The organism is Nocardia seriolae NBRC 15557 (assembly GCF_007990715.1).
Classification (GTDB): Bacteria; Actinomycetota; Actinomycetes; order Mycobacteriales; family Mycobacteriaceae; genus Nocardia; species Nocardia seriolae.
This window is the reverse complement of record NZ_BJWY01000153.1, coordinates 1-15,761: the sequence shown is the minus strand read 5'-3', so window position 1 is coordinate 15,761 and position 15,761 is coordinate 1. Positions and strand designations below refer to the sequence as shown.

The 15,761-nt window shown below is 66.8% G+C and carries 15 protein-coding genes, 1 tRNA gene and 1 other RNA gene; 14 read left to right on the top strand and 3 right to left on the bottom strand.

Annotated features, from left to right (window positions below; all coding sequences use genetic code 11):
• Window positions 1-365: 365 nt before the first annotated feature.
• Both NS2_RS31570 and NS2_RS31565 read right to left on the bottom strand, forming a co-directional pair.
• Window positions 366-1,604, bottom strand: coding sequence for an acyl-CoA dehydrogenase family protein (locus NS2_RS31570; protein ID WP_033090950.1), 1,239 nt, complete (start codon window positions 1,602-1,604; stop codon window positions 366-368).
• Window positions 1,605-1,630: 26 nt separating this feature from the next.
• Entirely contained in the window at window positions 1,631-3,019 is a 1,389-nt protein-coding gene (locus NS2_RS31565) for an acyl-CoA dehydrogenase family protein (protein WP_370737328.1), read from the bottom strand.
• 233 nt (window positions 3,020-3,252) lie between these two features.
• On the opposite strand from NS2_RS31565, the gene NS2_RS31560 reads away from it, so the two are divergent.
• Window positions 3,253-3,519 carry a hypothetical protein gene (locus NS2_RS31560; RefSeq protein WP_033090948.1) on the top strand — a complete coding sequence of 89 codons (267 nt, stop codon included), beginning with the start codon at window positions 3,253-3,255 and terminating at the stop codon, window positions 3,517-3,519.
• 219 nt (window positions 3,520-3,738) lie between these two features.
• On the top strand, window positions 3,739-5,139 hold the full coding sequence (locus NS2_RS31555) for a glycosyltransferase family 39 protein (protein ID WP_033090947.1): 1,401 nt from the start codon (window positions 3,739-3,741) through the stop codon (window positions 5,137-5,139).
• Between the two features lie 22 nt (window positions 5,140-5,161).
• On the opposite strand, the gene hisN is transcribed toward NS2_RS31555, so the two are convergent.
• Window positions 5,162-5,947 carry a histidinol-phosphatase gene (gene hisN, locus NS2_RS31550; protein WP_033090946.1) on the bottom strand — a complete coding sequence of 262 codons (786 nt, stop codon included), beginning with the start codon at window positions 5,945-5,947 and terminating at the stop codon, window positions 5,162-5,164.
• A 34-nt stretch (window positions 5,948-5,981) separates the two neighbouring features.
• Between hisN and NS2_RS36455 the strand changes: the two genes are divergently transcribed.
• The 12 genes from NS2_RS36455 (at window position 5,982) to ssrA (ending at window position 15,264) form a co-directional block, all read left to right on the top strand.
• Window positions 5,982-6,521, top strand: coding sequence for an MmyB family transcriptional regulator (locus tag NS2_RS36455; RefSeq protein ID WP_033090945.1), 540 nt, complete (start codon window positions 5,982-5,984; stop codon window positions 6,519-6,521).
• Window positions 6,511-7,632: a peptide chain release factor 2 gene (gene prfB, locus NS2_RS31540; RefSeq protein WP_033090944.1), complete on the top strand. Its 1,122-nt coding sequence runs from the start codon at window positions 6,511-6,513 to the stop codon at window positions 7,630-7,632. Before NS2_RS36455 ends, prfB begins: the two co-directional genes overlap by 11 nt.
• 3 nt (window positions 7,633-7,635) lie before the next feature.
• A complete protein-coding gene (locus tag NS2_RS31535) occupies window positions 7,636-8,496 on the top strand; it encodes a mechanosensitive ion channel family protein (RefSeq protein ID WP_033090943.1) in 861 nt (286 codons plus the stop codon).
• On the top strand, window positions 8,480-8,662 hold the full coding sequence (locus NS2_RS31530; RefSeq protein ID WP_143161221.1) for an Rv3103c transmembrane domain-containing protein: 183 nt from the start codon (window positions 8,480-8,482) through the stop codon (window positions 8,660-8,662). Before NS2_RS31535 ends, NS2_RS31530 begins: the two co-directional genes overlap by 17 nt.
• 57 nt (window positions 8,663-8,719) lie before the next feature.
• Complete coding sequence (gene ftsE / locus NS2_RS31525; protein ID WP_033090942.1) at window positions 8,720-9,409, top strand: cell division ATP-binding protein FtsE; 690 nt, start codon at window positions 8,720-8,722, stop codon at window positions 9,407-9,409.
• The gene (gene ftsX / locus NS2_RS31520) at window positions 9,409-10,314 is read left to right on the top strand and encodes a permease-like cell division protein FtsX (protein ID WP_033090941.1); all 906 of its coding nucleotides are present in this window, start codon (window positions 9,409-9,411) and stop codon (window positions 10,312-10,314) included. The genes ftsE and ftsX overlap by 1 nt, the downstream gene beginning before the upstream one ends.
• Before the next feature lie 70 nt (window positions 10,315-10,384).
• Window positions 10,385-12,610, top strand: a complete 2,226-nt coding sequence (recQ, locus tag NS2_RS31515; protein WP_081986321.1) for a DNA helicase RecQ — start codon at window positions 10,385-10,387, stop codon at window positions 12,608-12,610.
• Between the two features lie 12 nt (window positions 12,611-12,622).
• Window positions 12,623-12,943 carry a MazG nucleotide pyrophosphohydrolase domain-containing protein gene (locus NS2_RS31510; protein WP_033090940.1) on the top strand — a complete coding sequence of 107 codons (321 nt, stop codon included), beginning with the start codon at window positions 12,623-12,625 and terminating at the stop codon, window positions 12,941-12,943.
• 124 nt (window positions 12,944-13,067) lie between these two features.
• Window positions 13,068-13,140: transfer RNA gene (locus NS2_RS31505), tRNA-Glu, on the top strand.
• A 364-nt stretch (window positions 13,141-13,504) separates the two neighbouring features.
• Window positions 13,505-14,170, top strand: coding sequence for a slipin family protein (locus NS2_RS31500; RefSeq protein ID WP_033090951.1), 666 nt, complete (start codon window positions 13,505-13,507; stop codon window positions 14,168-14,170).
• A 130-nt stretch (window positions 14,171-14,300) separates the two neighbouring features.
• Window positions 14,301-14,777: an SsrA-binding protein SmpB gene (gene smpB, locus NS2_RS31495; RefSeq protein ID WP_033090939.1), complete on the top strand. Its 477-nt coding sequence runs from the start codon at window positions 14,301-14,303 to the stop codon at window positions 14,775-14,777.
• Window positions 14,778-14,891: 114 nt separating this feature from the next.
• Window positions 14,892-15,264: a transfer-messenger RNA gene (gene ssrA, locus NS2_RS31490) on the top strand.
• Window positions 15,265-15,761 lie beyond the last annotated feature (497 nt).

The window sequence follows — 15,761 nt, the reverse complement described above, 5'->3', positions numbered from 1 at the left end:
GGGTCGACCCTACTGAGGACGGATGTGTCTGGGATCGGCCAGCTTTGGGATGAGAGTCGGGTTCGCCAGACTGCCACGAAGATGGGCTTCGATCTGGCCGGGATAGTCGTCTTCGACCCGCTGGCCGGTTGACCGCCCCTGGCGCGGCTGAAAGCTCAGGCAACGCGGCTCGATGCCGAGGCCGTCATCGTTCCTGGACTGGATCACTTCGAGGATGGCCGAATTCCCACCTCGATCCTGCGCAAGCTCGAGGTGGTCACGGTATCTCCAGAACGTACGTATCCAGTTTCGGGATTCGACGGTCCGAAATGAGAAAACCGGTGCGAACCGTGAGGGTTCGCACCGGTTTTCCGTTGTGCTGCTTGCTACTTCAGCTTGTCGCTCGACAGGCCCAGGACGCGGCGGGCGACGATGAGTTGCTGGATCTGCTGGGTGCCTTCGAAGATGTCGAGGATCTTCGAGTCGCGGCCCCACTTTTCGAGGAGGGTGCGCTGGGAGTAACCCGTTGCGCCTGCCAGCTCGACAGCCTTCAGGGTGACATCGGTGCCCATGCGGCCTGCCTTGGCCTTGGACATGGAGGCTTCCAAGGAGTTGGGCTTCTTGTTGTCGGCCATCCAGGCGGCGCGGAGCGACAGGAGGTAGGCGGCTTCCCAGTCCGCTTCCAGGCGGAGGAATTCCGCTGCTGCGGCGTGCTGGTTGTTGGCGGGCTTGTCGTAGGAGATCTCGATGCCCGCGTCGGTCAGGACGGTGCGGAGTTCCTCGAGGGCGGCGCGGCCGACGCCGACGGCCATGGCCGCGACGAGGGGGCGGGTGTTGTCGAACGTCTGCATGACGCCGGCGAAACCCTTTTCCACGTTGACTTCCGGGGAACCCAGGATGTTGTCCTTGGGGATGCGGCAGTCTTCGAAGCGGATTTCGGCGGTGTCGGAGGCCTTGATGCCGAGCTTGTGCTCGAGGCGGGACACGGTGAGGCCCTTGGCGTCCCGGGGGACGACGAAGGACTTGATGGCCGCGCGGCCCGCCGAACGATCCACCGAGGCCCAGACCACGATGTGGGTGGCGCGGGAGCCGGCGGTGACGAAGATCTTGGTGCCGTTGAGGACCCACTCGTCGCCGTCGAGGGTGGCGGTGGCGGTGACCGCGGCCGAGTCGGAGCCGAAGGACGGCTCGGTGATGGCCATGGCGGCCCACACCTTGCCGAAGCGCTGGAGCTGCTCGTCGGTGGCGACCGCGGCGATGGCGGCGTTGCCGAGGCCCTGGTAGGGGATCGACAGCATCAGGCCGACGTCGCCCCAGGAGGTCTCGAGGGCGTTCATCAGCGCGGACATATTGCCGCCGTTGGTGTTGCCGAGCAGCTCGGTGGCGTGCGCGTCTTTGTCAGACCCAGCACCCTCGACCGAGCGGCCGCCGGTGGCGCCGGAGATCTGCTCGGTGCCCGAGTCGGACAGGCCCTCGACCATGGCGGCCATGGTGTCCAGCTCGACCGGGTACTCGTGCTCGGCGAGGTCGTACTTGCGCGAGGCGGGACGGAAGATCTCCTGCGCGACCTGGTGGGCCTGGTTGGCGCTGGCCCGCAGCTTCTTGGGGAGTTCGAGATTGATCATGGGAAGTCTCCGTAAGGAAGTCGGGGCTAGATGAGGACGATGCCTTCGGCGACGCCGGCGCCGCGCAGATCGCGGTACCAGCGCTCGACCGGGTGCTCCTTGGTGAAGCCGTGTCCGCCCAGCAGCTGCACGCCGTCCAGGCCGATCTGCATCCCCTTGTCGGTGGCCAGCTTCTTGGCCAGCGCGGCCTCGCGGGCGAAGGACAGCCCCTGCTCCGCGCGCGACGCACCCCGCAGCGTCACGAGACGGAGACCGTCCAGCTCGATCGCCATATTGGCGACCATGAACGCGACCGCCTGGCGGTGGGCGATCGGCTCACCGAACGCCTCGCGCTCCTTCACATACGGAATCACGTAGTCCAGCACGGCCTGACCGGTACCGATGGCCAGCGAGGCCCAGCCCAGGCGGGCCAGCCGCACCGCGTCGGCGTACTCCTCGGCGCGCACCGCGCCCTCGGAGTCACCCAGCAGGGCGTTGGCCGGAACCGCGACATTGTTCAGCAGCAACCGGCCCAGGCCCGCGGCCCGCATGCCCATGCTCGGATCCGCCTCGACCACAACACCTTCGGTGGCGGCCTCGACGATGAAGAAGGTCGGGCGGCCGTCCAGCTCGGCGGCCACGATGAACAGCTCGGCGTCACCGGCGGCCGGAACCAGGGTCTTCACGCCGTTGAGGCGGTAACCGCTGGGCGAGCGAGTCGCCTTGGTCTTCAGCGCGAACGGATCGAACAGCGCCTGCGGCTCGGAGATGACGACCGACGCCTGCGGCACATTCTCACCCGTGAAGGCGCCGAGGTAGGTCTTCTGCTGTGCGTCGGTACCCCACTGCGACAGCGCGACCGCGACACCGCTGGGCGCCAGGATCGGCAGCGCCAGGCCCATGTCACCGTGCGAAAGCGCCTCGGCCACCAGCGAATTGGTGACCGCGCCGCGCTCGGACGCCGCACCCTCGAGCTCCTCGGGCACATTGATCAGCGTGATGCCCAGCTCGGCGGCGCGCTCGAGCAGATCGCGCGGCGCCTTGGCGGCATTGTCGGCCTCGTACGCGGCCGGGCGCAGGATCTCCGCGGCGAACTCGCGCACCGTCTCGACGATCATCTGCTGCTCGTCGGTCGGGGTGAGGTCGAAGTAGTCCTTCTTGCGAGACTCGTTGGCGGGCAGCCGCTTCGGCGCCCCGCCCCCGGCGACCTTCTCGAACGCCCGGGTCGCTGCACCGAGGGTGCGGAAACCGGTCTTGGTGCCCTCGTAGGTGAGGCGCTCGATCGGCTTGCGCAACTTGTACTTCTCGGCGAGTTCCGACCCCGTGATGGTCGTCATGACCCGCATCGCCGCGCCCATCCAGTCGCGCTTGACCGGGTTGAGGCCAACGGCGGACGTATCCCGCTTCGTTGCGGTGTCTCGAGTGCTCATAATCACCAGTTTTCTATCGAGGAGGTGGGTGATCCTGCCCAGCAATCTTACTCCTGAGTAAGACTATCTTACTTCAGAGTAAGAACTGTCGTCGAGGGTTGTCGAATCGGCAGGTCAGCGCGGTGGTTCGAACTTACCGGCGGGTACCCCTGGGATCTAGTGAAACAAACATGCTTCAGAACGTGGCGAGGTGGGCTAGGGTGGCCGCGCATAACCCGCTTCTGACGAAGGTTGTCCAAATGAAGATTGCGCTCGGAACCGTCGGCCTGATCGCCGCCGGTCTGTTCCTCTCCGCCCCCAACGCCAGCGCCGACGTGCAGCTGCAGCCGATCGATATCGGCGTCACCGGCTCCGGGGCGGGCGTCACCGGCTCGGGCACGGGCTCGGGCACCGGTACCTGCGGTGGCGGACCGACCGCCGGGATCTCGTTCGGTTCGGTCGGTGTCGGCTCCTCCGTCGGCGGCCCGTACCTCGACTTCGGCTCGGTCTGCGTCCCGCTCGGCTGAAAGACGTTGGCGCACTGACGCCGACGTGACAGCGCGTCGATGACGCGCCCGGTTGCGGGACCGCAGCCCGCGCCGGGTACACCCGGAACGACACCGGGTGCATCCGCCGATCCGGTGACCCGGCCGCCCCGGAAATGCGACCATGTGGGGGTGGAACAGCGGCCGGTCGCAGCCACAGGTAGCGAAACCTACTGGATAGCGGGGATCTTCGCGGCAATCATGACCGCACTCTCCGGCCGGTACGGATACCACCGTGACGAGCTCTACTTCCTGGCCGCGGGACGGCGATTGGACTGGGGATATCCCGATCAGCCACCGCTGGTGCCACTGCTGGCCCGCGCGATGTCGGCCATCGATTCGAATTCCGTTATGCTGCTTCGGCTTCCGGCGACGCTGGCCGCGACCGCCGTGGTGATCTGCGCGGGACTCGTCGCCCGCGAACTCGGCGGCGGACGAGTGGCGCAGGCGATCGCGGCCGGGGCGTTGGCGTCGGCGGCGGTGGTGGCAGGAGCCGGGCACACACTCAGCACGGCGGGCATCGATCTCGCTGTGTGGTCGGTGCTGATGTTGCTCGTCCTGCGACTGCTGCGGAGGGATTTCGATCCGCGCTGGTGGCTCGGGATCGGCGTGCTGGCCGGGCTCGGGGCGCAGAACAAGGCCCTGATCGTGGTTCCCCTTGCCGCGCTGGCATTCTCACTGCTCGCGGTCGGTCCGCGAGAAGTATTCGCCACCAGGTACTTCCCGATCGCGCTCGGTGTCGTGGCGGTGATCACCGCGCCGTACGCGGTGTGGCAGGCACGCAACGGCTGGCCGCAATGGGCGCTGAGCCGGGCCATAGCCGGGGGTTCGTCGGGCAGCTCGAATTCGCGAATCGAGTTCGTGCTCCTGCAATTGGGGCTGGTCGGTGTGCTGCTGGTCCCGCTGTGGGCTTACGGCCTGTGGTGGCTGTGGCGACGGCCGCGTTATCGCGCCTTCGTCGTCACCTACGCGGTGCTGTTCCTCGGTTACCTGGCCCTGGTCGGCAAGGCGTACTACCTCGCCGAGATGTACCCGCTGCTGGTCGCAGCCGGGGCGGTGGGCATCGAATCACGGCTCATGAGCCACCGGATACGGCTTGCCGCAATGATTTTCGCCATCGCGTCGAACGCCGCGTTTTCCGCGGTGATCTTCCTGCCGGTCCTTCCGATGTCGGTGTTGCGTGACCCGTCGGCGATACTCGCCATCAACAAGGAAGCCGGGGAGACCGTCGGCTGGCCGCAATTCACCGCCCGAATCGCCGACGTCCGTGCGCAATCCGCCCCCGGCGCAGACCTGATCACGGGCAATTACGGTGAGGCGGCCGCGATCGAGCGCTTCGGTGCACGGTACGACCTACCGACCCCGCACAGCGTGCACAACGCCTACTGGTGGTGGGGACCGCCCGCCGACGCGCACGCGGTGATTATTCTCGGTATCCCGACCGACCGTCTGGCCCGCTTCTGCGCCGACTCGGAACCCCTGGGCCGCATCGACAATGGCCTCGGGATCCACAATGACGAACAGGGGCGCGTGATCATGCTCTGCCGCACGCCCCGCCGGCCCTGGTCCGAGATGTGGCTCGCCATGCGAAATCTCGGCTGAGCCTCACACCTGCGATATCACCTCATGCCTGAAGAGCCGCCAGCACCTGATCCTGCAGATGCCCGTTGGTGGCGACCGCGCTCCCGCCGTGCGGACCCGGCCTTCCGTCGAGAGCCGTGAAGGTGCCGCCCGCCTCACGGATGAGAATGTCGAGGGCGGCCATATCCCACAGGGACAGTTCGGGTTCGGTGCAGATATCGACCGCGCCCTCCGCGAGTAGCGCGTAGCCGAAGAAATCGCCATAGCCGCGCACGCGCCACACCTCGTCGGTGAGGGCGATCAGCTTGGCGCGGCGGCCGATGGCACGCCAGCCGGACAGGCTGGAGATGGCGAGGCTGGAAGCACCCAGCTCGGCGACGGCCGACACCGAAATCGCCTTGGCCGCACCGCCTTCGAAGCTGCTCCAGGCGCCCGCTCCGGCGGCGGCCCACCAGCGGCGGGACAGCGCGGGCGCGCTCACCACGCCGACGACCGGCACGCCGTCCTCGAGCAGCGAGATGAGCGAGGCCCACACCGGCACCCCACGCACGAAGTTCTTGGTCCCGTCGATCGGATCGATGACCCACTGCCGCCCGCTGAACTCGACATCCCCGCCGAACTCCTCGCCGAGCACCAGATCCCCCGGCCGCTCGGTGCCGAGAATCTCCCGGACCTTCCGCTCGACGGCGAGATCGGCATCCGACACCGGCGTCAGATCGGGCTTGGAATCGATCTTCAAGTCGAGCGCCCCGAACCGCTCACGGGTAATCCCATCGGCCGCATCGGCCAGCTGCAGCGCAAGTTCCAGGTCATCGGAGTATCCGGTCACGCCCCAGACGTTAGTCCTCCCCAGTCAACGCCCGGTGTCCCGCTACCTGATCGTCGAGTGGCGCACCGGTGAGGGGATTTGTCCGATTCCCCTCACCGGTGCGCCACTCGATGAACTACGCGGGAACGGGGACGCCGCGGGCGGCCACGAGGGCGGTTGCCCACCAGTGGAGTTGGTCGAGGAGGTGGGTGGCGGACTCGTCGAATTCGGCCGCGCCGATCCGCACGCCGGAGCCCTCATCGACGAGCTGGCCACCACCGTCGGCCCCGAATTCACCCGCCGCATGGATACCCTCCCGGGCCTGCCCGACACCAATGGCGTCGGCCGCCTCACCCACCCCGAGGCCGGGACCCTCCGCCTGGCCTACGAAACCCTGCACCTCTCGGCCGACGACGACCAATTCCTCATGGTCTACCTCCCCGCCGACGACGCCACCGCCCACGCCCTCGACCGCCTCGTGGGGCCGTCGCCCCGGCGGCCTGCGCGCCGTCGCCGGATGATCCGTCCCGGCGCGGTCCCGCCGTGTTTCGCGCTCTCGCCCGCGCCCGGTAGATTTGAACATCGTGCATCCTGACGTCTCCGCTGATCTGGCCGAACTCGACACGACTCTGAAGACCATCGAGTCAGTGCTCGACATCGACGAGCTGGCTCGCCGCATCGACGAGCTGGAACACCAGGCGGCCGACCCGGAGCTGTGGAACAACCAGGAACACGCGCAGAGCGTGACCAGTCAGCTCTCGCACGCGCAGAGCGAACTGCGCCGGGTGCGGGATCTGCGCCAGCGGCTCGAGGACCTGCCGGTGCTCTACGAGCTCGCCGAGGCCGAGGAGGGTGCGGATCGCACCGCGGCCCTGGCCGACGCCGATTCCGAGCGGTCCAGCCTGCACGCCGACGTGGAGGCCATGGAGGTCCGGACCCTGCTCTCGGGCGAGTACGACAAGCGTGAGGCGCTGGTCAATATTCGTTCCGGCGCGGGTGGCGTGGACGCCGCGGACTGGGCGCAGATGCTGATGCGCATGTACGTGCGCTGGGCCGAGGGCCACAAGTACAGCGTCGAGATCTACGACACCTCGTATGCGGAGGAGGCGGGCATCAAGTCGGCGACCTTCGCGGTCAAGACGCCCTACGCCTACGGCACGCTATCCGTCGAGATGGGTACACACCGACTGGTCCGTATCAGCCCGTTCGACAACCAGGGCCGCCGTCAGACCTCCTTCGCCGAGGTCGAGGTGCTGCCCGTGGTCGAGACCACCGACCACATCGAGATTCCGGAGAACGAGATCCGGGTCGACGTCTACCGCTCCTCGGGCCCCGGCGGCCAGTCGGTCAACACCACCGACTCCGCGGTTCGCCTGACCCACATCCCGACCGGCATCGTGGTCACCTGTCAGAACGAGAAATCGCAGCTGCAGAACAAGATTTCGGCCATGCGCGTGCTGCAGGCCAAGCTGCTCGAGCGCAAGCGGCAGGAAGAGCGCGCGCAGATGGACGCGCTCAAGACCAATGAGGGCGCGTCCTGGGGCAACCAGATGCGCTCCTACGTGCTGCACCCGTACCAGATGGTCAAGGACCTGCGCACCGGTTACGAGGTCAACAACCCCTCCGCCGTGCTGGACGGCGATATCGATGCTTTCATTGAATCCGGCATCCGCTGGCGCATGCGAGAGCAGACGACTCAGGGGTAGGGCATGCATTCGATTCTGGCCGCTGGCACCGGAGCCGATCTCGGGAACTGGCTCCGCTCCAGCGGTCTCGAGATCGTGCTGCTGGTCGTCGGGGCCATGCTGTTCAGCCGGGCCGCGACCCACGTGCGCGACCGCATCACCCGCAAGATCGACGCCGGATTCCGCTCGAGCGATTCGCTGGTGCGCTCCGAGGCGGCCAAGCACCGACATGCGTTGGCGCAGGTCATCACCTGGGTCCTGCTGTCCATCGTCTACTTCCTGGTCTCGCTGGAAGTATTGCGGCGCTTGGGTTTCGAGCTCGGTGGCCTGGTCGCCCCGGCCGCGGTGCTCGGCGCCGCACTGGGTTTCGGCGCGCAGCGCATCGTGCAGGATCTGCTCGCCGGGTTCTTCCTGATCACCGAAAGGCAGTACGGCTTCGGCGATGTCGTGCGCATTGCCGTCACCGGCAACTCGACCGAGGCCGAGGGTACGGTCGAGGACGTCACGTTGCGCATCACGACCTTGCGCAGCGCCGACGGTGAGGTGATAACCGTCCCGAACGGTCAGATCGTGAAAGTGACCAACCTGTCCAAGGATTGGGCGCGCGCGGCCATCGATGTCCCCGTTCCCGCGACGGCCGACATCAACAAGGTCAACGAAGTCCTGCGCGAGGTCGGGGCCAAGGCCTTCGCCGATCGCAAGCTGAAAACCCTGCTGCTGGACGAGCCCAGCGTCATGGGTGTCGAAGATCTCACCGTCAACCAGATGAACATCAAGATGGTGGCGAGGACGCTGCCGGGCAAACAGTTCGAAGTCGGACGCGAGCTGCGGGTGCGGGTGGCCGCGGCGCTGCGCCGGGAGGGTTTGAGTGACGGTGCCAGCTAAGAGAACACGTAAGTCCACGGCGATCCTGCTGGCCGTTTGGGTGGCGACCCTGGTGCTGTACATCTTCGTCAAGCCCGCCGAACATGAGTCCAAGAGCACCCCGCCGATAGTGAACACCATGCTCAGCAACTATCTGCCAAACACTTCCGAGCCCGCCCAGCGGTGAGGTGACCTCCGCGCGGTGTAGTCAGCCCCGGCCTCGCCCTGGATACACTGGCTCCCCGTGATAACCCTGCGCAACGTCACCAAGTCGTACCAGACCTCGACGCGGCCGGCGCTGGACAATGTCTCCGTAGATATCGGAAAAGGCGAGTTCGTCTTCGTTATCGGCCCGTCGGGCTCCGGAAAGTCCACGTTCATGCGGCTGCTGCTCAAGGACGAGAAGCCGACCACCGGTGAGGTGTGGGTGGCCGACTTCCGGGTCGATCGGCTGCCCGGGCGCAAGGTGCCCAAGCTGCGCCAGCGCATCGGCTGCGTGTTCCAGGACTTCCGGCTGCTGCAGCAGAAGACCGTCGAACAGAACGTGGCGTTCGCGTTGGAAGTGATCGGCAAATCGCGAGCATTCATCAATCGCTCGGTGCCCGAGGCGCTCGACATGGTCGGGCTCGCGGGCAAGGCGGACCGGCTGCCCGGTGAGCTCTCAGGCGGTGAACAGCAGCGCGTCGCACTCGCCCGCGCCTTCGTGAACCGGCCGCTGGTGCTGCTGGCCGACGAACCGACCGGCAACCTCGACCCGGAGACCAGCCAGGACATCATGACGCTGCTCGAACGCATCAACCGCACCGGAACCACGGTGGTCATGGCCACCCACGACAACACCATCGTCGACGCCATGCGCCGGCGCGTGGTCGAACTCGATCGCGGGCGCATCGTGCGCGACGACGAGATGGGCGTCTACGGGGTGGGCCGGTAATGCGCGCGGGATTCCTGTTCAGCGAGGTCTTCACCGGCCTACGCCGCAATGTCACCATGACCATCGCCATGGTCCTCACCACCGCGGTTTCGCTGACCATGCTGGGCGGCGGGCTGCTGGCGGTGCGGATGGCGGACAAGATCCAGGACTACTACGTCCAGCGCGTCGAGATCCGGCTGTATCTGGACGAGCAGGTCTCGAAGACGGATCCGGACTGCACGGGGCAGGTGTGCGCCTCGCTCATGTCGGATCTGAAGAAGCACGCGGACGTGGCCAGCGTGCAGTTCGTGAACAGCGCGGACGCGGTGAAGGAGGTCAAGGAGACCACCTTCAAGGATCAGCCGGGGCTCGCCGACGAGGTCAGCAAGGACGGGCTACCCGCGTCGTTCCGGGTGAAGCTCAGCGATGTCACCAAATACCGGACCATCTATGACGATTTCTCCAAGCGGCCCGGTGTCATGACCGTGCTCAATGACATGGATATCGTGGACCGGCTGGTCAGCTTCTTCGTCGGATTGCGCAATGCCGCATTCGGTTTGGCGGCGCTGCAGGCGCTGGCGGCATTGCTGTTGATCGCCAATATGGTTCAGGTGGCGGCGCTGGCGCGCAAGACCGAGGTCGGAATCATGCGACTGGTCGGTGCGACGCGGTGGTACACGCAGTTGCCGTTCCTCCTGGAAGCGGTGCTGGCCGCGCTGGTGGGATCGGTGCTGGCGGTGGCGGGTTTGTTCGTCGCGCAGCCGTTGGTGATCAACCGGGCGCTGGGTTCGCTGTTCAATGATCAGGTGCTGCCGCGGATCACGGGCGACGATATCGCCGCCGTCGCGATGGTCGTCACACCGATCGGTATCGGATTCGCCGCTCTGACCGCATATGCCGCACTGCGGTACTACGTCCGCGAGTGAGTGCGCGAAGTTCGGCTGATCCGTGCCAGCGGGGTTCAAGCTGTCGGGCGGTGTCCGTAGGATTGCGGCCGTGAGCGCGCCGGAGGTCGAGACCGCAGTTGCCGGGAACCTGGGTGAGGCCGGAAATGATCCGGCACACCAGGTTCTGCGAAAGACGTTCGGGTACGACAGTTTTCGCGGGCCGCAGCGGGAGATCGTCGAGCAGGTGATCTCCGGCGGCGACGCGCTGGTGTTGATGCCCACCGGTGGCGGCAAGTCGCTGTGCTATCAGATTCCGGCGCTGGTGCGGCCGGGCGTGGGCGTGGTGATCTCGCCCTTGATCGCGCTCATGCAGGATCAGGTGGACGCGCTCAATGCCGTGGGCGTGCGCGCGGGGTTCCTGAACTCGACGCAGTTCCCCGACGAACGGCGCACGGTCGAAGCGCAATTCGTGGCGGGGGAGCTGGATGTGCTCTACCTCGCACCCGAACGGCTGCGGCTCGACTCCACCGCGCAGCTGCTGGATCGGGGCAAGATCTCCGTCTTCGCCATCGACGAGGCGCACTGTGTCTCCCAGTGGGGCCACGATTTCCGGCCCGACTACCTCGGTCTGTCCATGCTGCACGAGCGCTGGCCGGATGTGCCGCGTATCGCCCTCACCGCGACGGCCACCGAGGCCACCCGCAAGGAGATCGCCGAACGGCTGGATCTCACCCGGGCCAAGCACTTCGTGGCCAGCTTCGACCGGCCCAATATCCAGTACCGGATCGAGCCCAAGAATCGGCCGGAACACCAGCTGCTCTCGTTCATCCAGAACGAGCACGCCGGTGACGCGGGCATCGTGTACTGCCTCTCGCGCAACTCGGTGGAGAAGACCGCCGCGTTCCTGACGGCCAATGGCGTGGAGGCGGTGCCGTATCACGCGGGTCTGGACAACCGGACCCGCGCGACCAACCAGTCGCGGTTCCTGCGCGAGGACGGCCTGGTCGTGGTCGCCACCATCGCCTTCGGCATGGGCATCGACAAGCCGGATGTGCGCTTCGTCGCGCACCTGGACCTGCCCAAGTCGGTCGAGGGCTACTACCAGGAGACCGGCCGCGCCGGGCGTGACGGCCAGTCGTCCACCGCCTGGATGGTGTACGGCCTCAGTGACGTTGTGCAGCAACGCAAGATGATCGATTCCTCCGACGGCGACGCGATGCACCGCCGCCAGCTGCAACTGCACCTGGACGCCATGCTCGCGCTCTGCGAGACCGTCCAGTGCCGCCGCGTCCAGCTGCTCGCCTACTTCGGCCAGCCCGGCGAGCGCTGCGGCAACTGCGACACCTGCCTCAACGCCCCCGAGGCGTGGGACGGCACCGTGCCCGCCCAGAAGGTCCTCTCCACCGTCCTGCGCCTGAAACGCGAACGCGGCCAGAGCTTCGGCGCGGGCCACATCGTCGACATCCTCATCGGCAAGCGCAACCCCAAGGTCGAGCAGCACGCCCACCACGAGCTCAAGGTCTTCGGCATCGGCACCGAACTCCGCGACATCGAGTGGCGCGGCGTGGTCCGCCAGCTCCTGGCCCAGGGTCTGCTGGCGGTGCACGGCGACTACGGCGTGTTGACCCTCACCGAGGCCAGCAACCAGGTCCTCTTCGAAAAGCGCGAGGTCATGCTCCGCCGCGAGCCCGAACGCGCCAAGGCCGCCCGAACCTCCAAGCCCGCCAAGTCCTCCCGCCTCGCCGCCGCCGATCTCAGCAGGTCCGACACCGACCTGTTCGAAAAACTCCGCGCCTGGCGCGGAGCCACCGCCAAGGAACAGGGCGTCCCCGCCTACGTCGTCTTCCACGACGCTACCTTGCGGGAAATCGCCACCCGCAAACCCACCACCCTCGCCGACCTGGCCGGTATCTCCGGCATCGGCGAGAACAAACGCGCCAAATACGGCGAAGGCGTGCTCGAAGTGATCGCCGCCGAGGCCGGTGCGGCGGGGAGCGGCGCGCTCGATGCCAACGCGGGAATCTCGGCAGAGGTTGCCGCAGCGGGCGATACGACCGGCAATGCAACGACTTCCGCGGCCTCGGCCGCACGGTCGGTGTCATCGCACACGGGCTCGAGGTTCGGGTCGGCGGACTCCGCCGCTGGGCCGCGTCCGCGGAGCGCCGGAAAAACCGCGCCCGAATCGCGACGTTCATCCGGTTCTGGTTCGTCAGCCGGCGCGGGCCGCGGATCGGTCTCGACCCCGCCGCCGTCCAATTTCGCTGCGGCGGATGAGATTCCGTGGCCCGACGACGTTCCGCCGGACTACGACGAGTTGCCGCCCGATTACCAGTAGAACGGTCGTCTCATGACGCTCGATATGTCGCAGCTCACCGCCGAGATCCGGGCGCGCCTGCGCGAGGCCGGATTCCCGGACGAAGGGGCCGCCAACCGGTCGGTGCTCGCCGTGGCCGAGGAGACGGGCGAGTTCGTGGGCGCCTACCGTCGCTGGTCCGGGCAGGCCCGGCGGACAGGCACATTCGAGGAGATGCGGGCGGAGTTGGCGGACGTCGTCATCGTCGCGTGGCTGGCCGCCGCGGAACTCGGCATCGATCTCGATGCCGCGGTGGTCGACAAGGTGGCCGCCATGGTCGAGCGCGGTTGGCGCGATCCGATTCCGCCTAGCTGATTCGCGGCCTGCCCGCAGCGCTCCGGGTGCCTCCCGCACGTCCGTCAGCAGGCGATTTGGTTGCTGGGCGGCGGCAGGATAAGCTTTCGGAGCTGCCGCGGTCGAAGATCGCAGCAAGCGCCCTGGTCCCGTCGTCTAGCGGCCTAGGACGCCGCCCTCTCAAGGCGGTAGCGCGGGTTCAAATCCCGTCGGGACTACTGTGAAAGGCCCTTCAGTGAAAACTGAAGGGCCTTTTCGCTTTTCGTGTCCCGGTGCGGACCGCGGCGGAAAATCATTGGCGCTCAGCACAATGCGCTGGCAACCTTGATCTCGGCCGTTTCCGAGGGGCGCACCGGAATCTCCGGACCGCGTACCTCGCGTCGGGTGCGGCCGTTCCCTGGTGACGCAGACCAAATCTGCCGAGGTTCGACTCCTTGACGTGATGCGCCCTGCCCGGTCGTGGGCGGCATCGCGGCTCTGCGAGCTCTCCGTCCTCCGGATGGGGGACGCTCCCGCCGCATGCCGTGGCCGGGCAGGGCGTATCCGGTCGTGCCCGAAACCAACTGCCGGAAGGAGATTGGCATGTTCAACAAGTCCACCTATTCGACCGTCATGGACTGGCAGCGCACGCTGCTGTTTCGCGACGGCATCCTCCAGCAGGTCCTGGAGCCGGGCCGCCACCGTTACGACACCGAACGCTGCACGCTGGTCGCCGTCGACATGCGCCCGCGCGTGCTCCAGGTCGGAGGCCAGGAACTACTGACCCGCGACGGCCTCTCGCTGCGCGTGAGCTTCACCACCGACTGGGTCGTCACTGATCCGGTCGCCTTCACCACGGGTGCGCAGTACGCCGAGACCGTCCTCTACGGCGCGGTCCAGGAAGTCGCGCGCGACCTGGTCGCCGCGCACACCCTCGACGAGCTGGTCGCCGACCGCACCCTGCTGTCCGGCGGCAAGGATGCGGTCGCCACGCAGGTCGAGCGCCTCGGTATCCGGGTCGACAGCCTGCGCGCCAAGGACCTCATGCTCCCGGGCGAACTCCGCAAGGCCGCCCTCGAAACGGTCCTGGCCCGCGAGCGCGGCCGCGCCGAGCTCGAACGTGCCCGCGCCGAGGCCGCCGCCCTGCGCTCGCTGGCCAACACGGCCAAGCTCCTGACCGACAACCCGGTCCTGCTGCGCCTGCGTACCCTGCAGGTCGCGGCCGTCCCGGGCACCAAGGTCGTGCTGGATTCCCGCGCGGACGAATGAGCCGCGCGGAACAAGGCCCGGTCCGGCACCGTTGAAGTTCGAGGCTCGACCCCGTGACCGTGCGGGGTCGAGCCGGAGCATCCGTAAGCTGGTTGGGCACTCCGGGTAGCGACGGGACGATAGAGGAGAAATGAAGGAAAAGGGGCGCAAGGTCATCGCCAGCAACAAGAAGGCGAAGCACAACTACTCGATCATCGAGACCTACGAGGCCGGGGTCGCGCTGGTTGGCACCGAGGTGAAGAGCCTGCGCGAGGGCAAGGCCTCGCTGGTCGACGCCTACGCCTCCATCGACGACGGCGAGGTCTGGCTGCGCGGCCTGCACGTCCCCGAGTACGGCCACGGCACCTGGACCAACCACGCGCCCCGCCGCACCCGCAAGCTGCTGCTGCACCGCCGCGAGATCGACAAGCTGCTCGGCAAGACCAAGGAGTCGAGCCTGACCCTGGTCCCGCTGTCGATGTACTTCTCCGACGGCAAGGTCAAGGTCGAACTCGCCCTCGCCAAGGGCAAGCAGGACTACGACAAGCGCCAGGACCTGGCCCGACGCGACACCGAACGCGAGATCACCCGCGAACTCGGCCGCCGCATCAAGGGCATGCGCGGCTGAGTGCCCGACCCTCGCGCTGACGGCGCGTTAATGGAATGAACCAAGGTTTGTTCGGTGTTAGGATAGGTAGCCCGGTGAGAGCCGGGCAGTTCATCTGAATCGGTGAACACACTCGGGGCTGAACGGTTTCGACTGCGTACGTTGATTCAGGGGAAGCGTGTCGGTGCAGGCAGGAGACCACCGTATAAGCGTCGCTGTAACCCTATAAGCGCCGATTCCAATCAGCGCGACTACGCTCTCGCTGCCTAAGCAACGAAGCGTGTCTGTCAGCCCGGGTTCGCCCTCGACCCGGTCCCTGGCATCAGCTAGAGGGCTCTACTGTCCGACGCGGTCGCGGCGCCGGACAGGACACCTAACAGCGACTGGGATCGTCATCTCGGCTTGTTCGCGTGACCGAGAGATCCGAGCAGAGGCATAGCGAACTGCACACGGAGAAGCCCTGAAGATGCGGCGGAGGACCCGGGTTCGATTCCCGGCAGCTCCACCAAGGCGGTCTTACTCGAACCGGGGTCCGAAAGGACCTCGGGGACGGTAGGACCGCCTTTCTCGTTTCGTCGGTCACGACGCGGGCGGATGGCGGCAGCCGGGCTGTGATGGCAGACCTGGCGGGTACCAGCCGCGTGGTGCAGGTCAGCGAAGGGTTCCTTCAGTTGATCGTCGCCCACGCCTTGAATGTCTAGGTAGAAGCGCTCGTAGAACGCCTGGTTGAGATGGCGCCGGATAGCGTCAGTGCCCTCCTCGTACAGGCGGTGGGGATCGCTCAACAGGTCCAACGCCTGGGATAGGACCTCTACGCCTACTGTCAGCTCGCTCCCGACCGCAGCCAGGGACTCCTCGACGTTGGCTCGTTCGGCCCGGATGGTGCGCAGTCTGGCCTTGATCTTGTCCTGCGGCAGTTCATCGTCGGCTGCTAGATCGACCAGACGTTCCTCCTTGGCATCGAGCTCTTTGAGGCGTCCTTTCAGGGTGGTTGAGGTTCCCCCC

Coding starts and splice junctions, on each gene's coding strand:
- NS2_RS31500 (WP_033090951.1), top strand. CDS start 13,505: ATGTTCAACAAGTCCACCTATTCGACCGTCATGGACTGGCAGCGCACG.
- NS2_RS31535 (WP_033090943.1), top strand. CDS start 7,636: ATGCATTCGATTCTGGCCGCTGGCACCGGAGCCGATCTCGGGAACTGG.
- ftsX (WP_033090941.1), top strand. CDS start 9,409: ATGCGCGCGGGATTCCTGTTCAGCGAGGTCTTCACCGGCCTACGCCGC.
- smpB (WP_033090939.1), top strand. CDS start 14,301: ATGAAGGAAAAGGGGCGCAAGGTCATCGCCAGCAACAAGAAGGCGAAG.
- NS2_RS31510 (WP_033090940.1), top strand. CDS start 12,623: ATGACGCTCGATATGTCGCAGCTCACCGCCGAGATCCGGGCGCGCCTG.
- NS2_RS31570 (WP_033090950.1), bottom strand. CDS start 1,604: ATGATCAATCTCGAACTCCCCAAGAAGCTGCGGGCCAGCGCCAACCAG.
- NS2_RS31555 (WP_033090947.1), top strand. CDS start 3,739: ATGACCGCACTCTCCGGCCGGTACGGATACCACCGTGACGAGCTCTAC.
- NS2_RS31560 (WP_033090948.1), top strand. CDS start 3,253: ATGAAGATTGCGCTCGGAACCGTCGGCCTGATCGCCGCCGGTCTGTTC.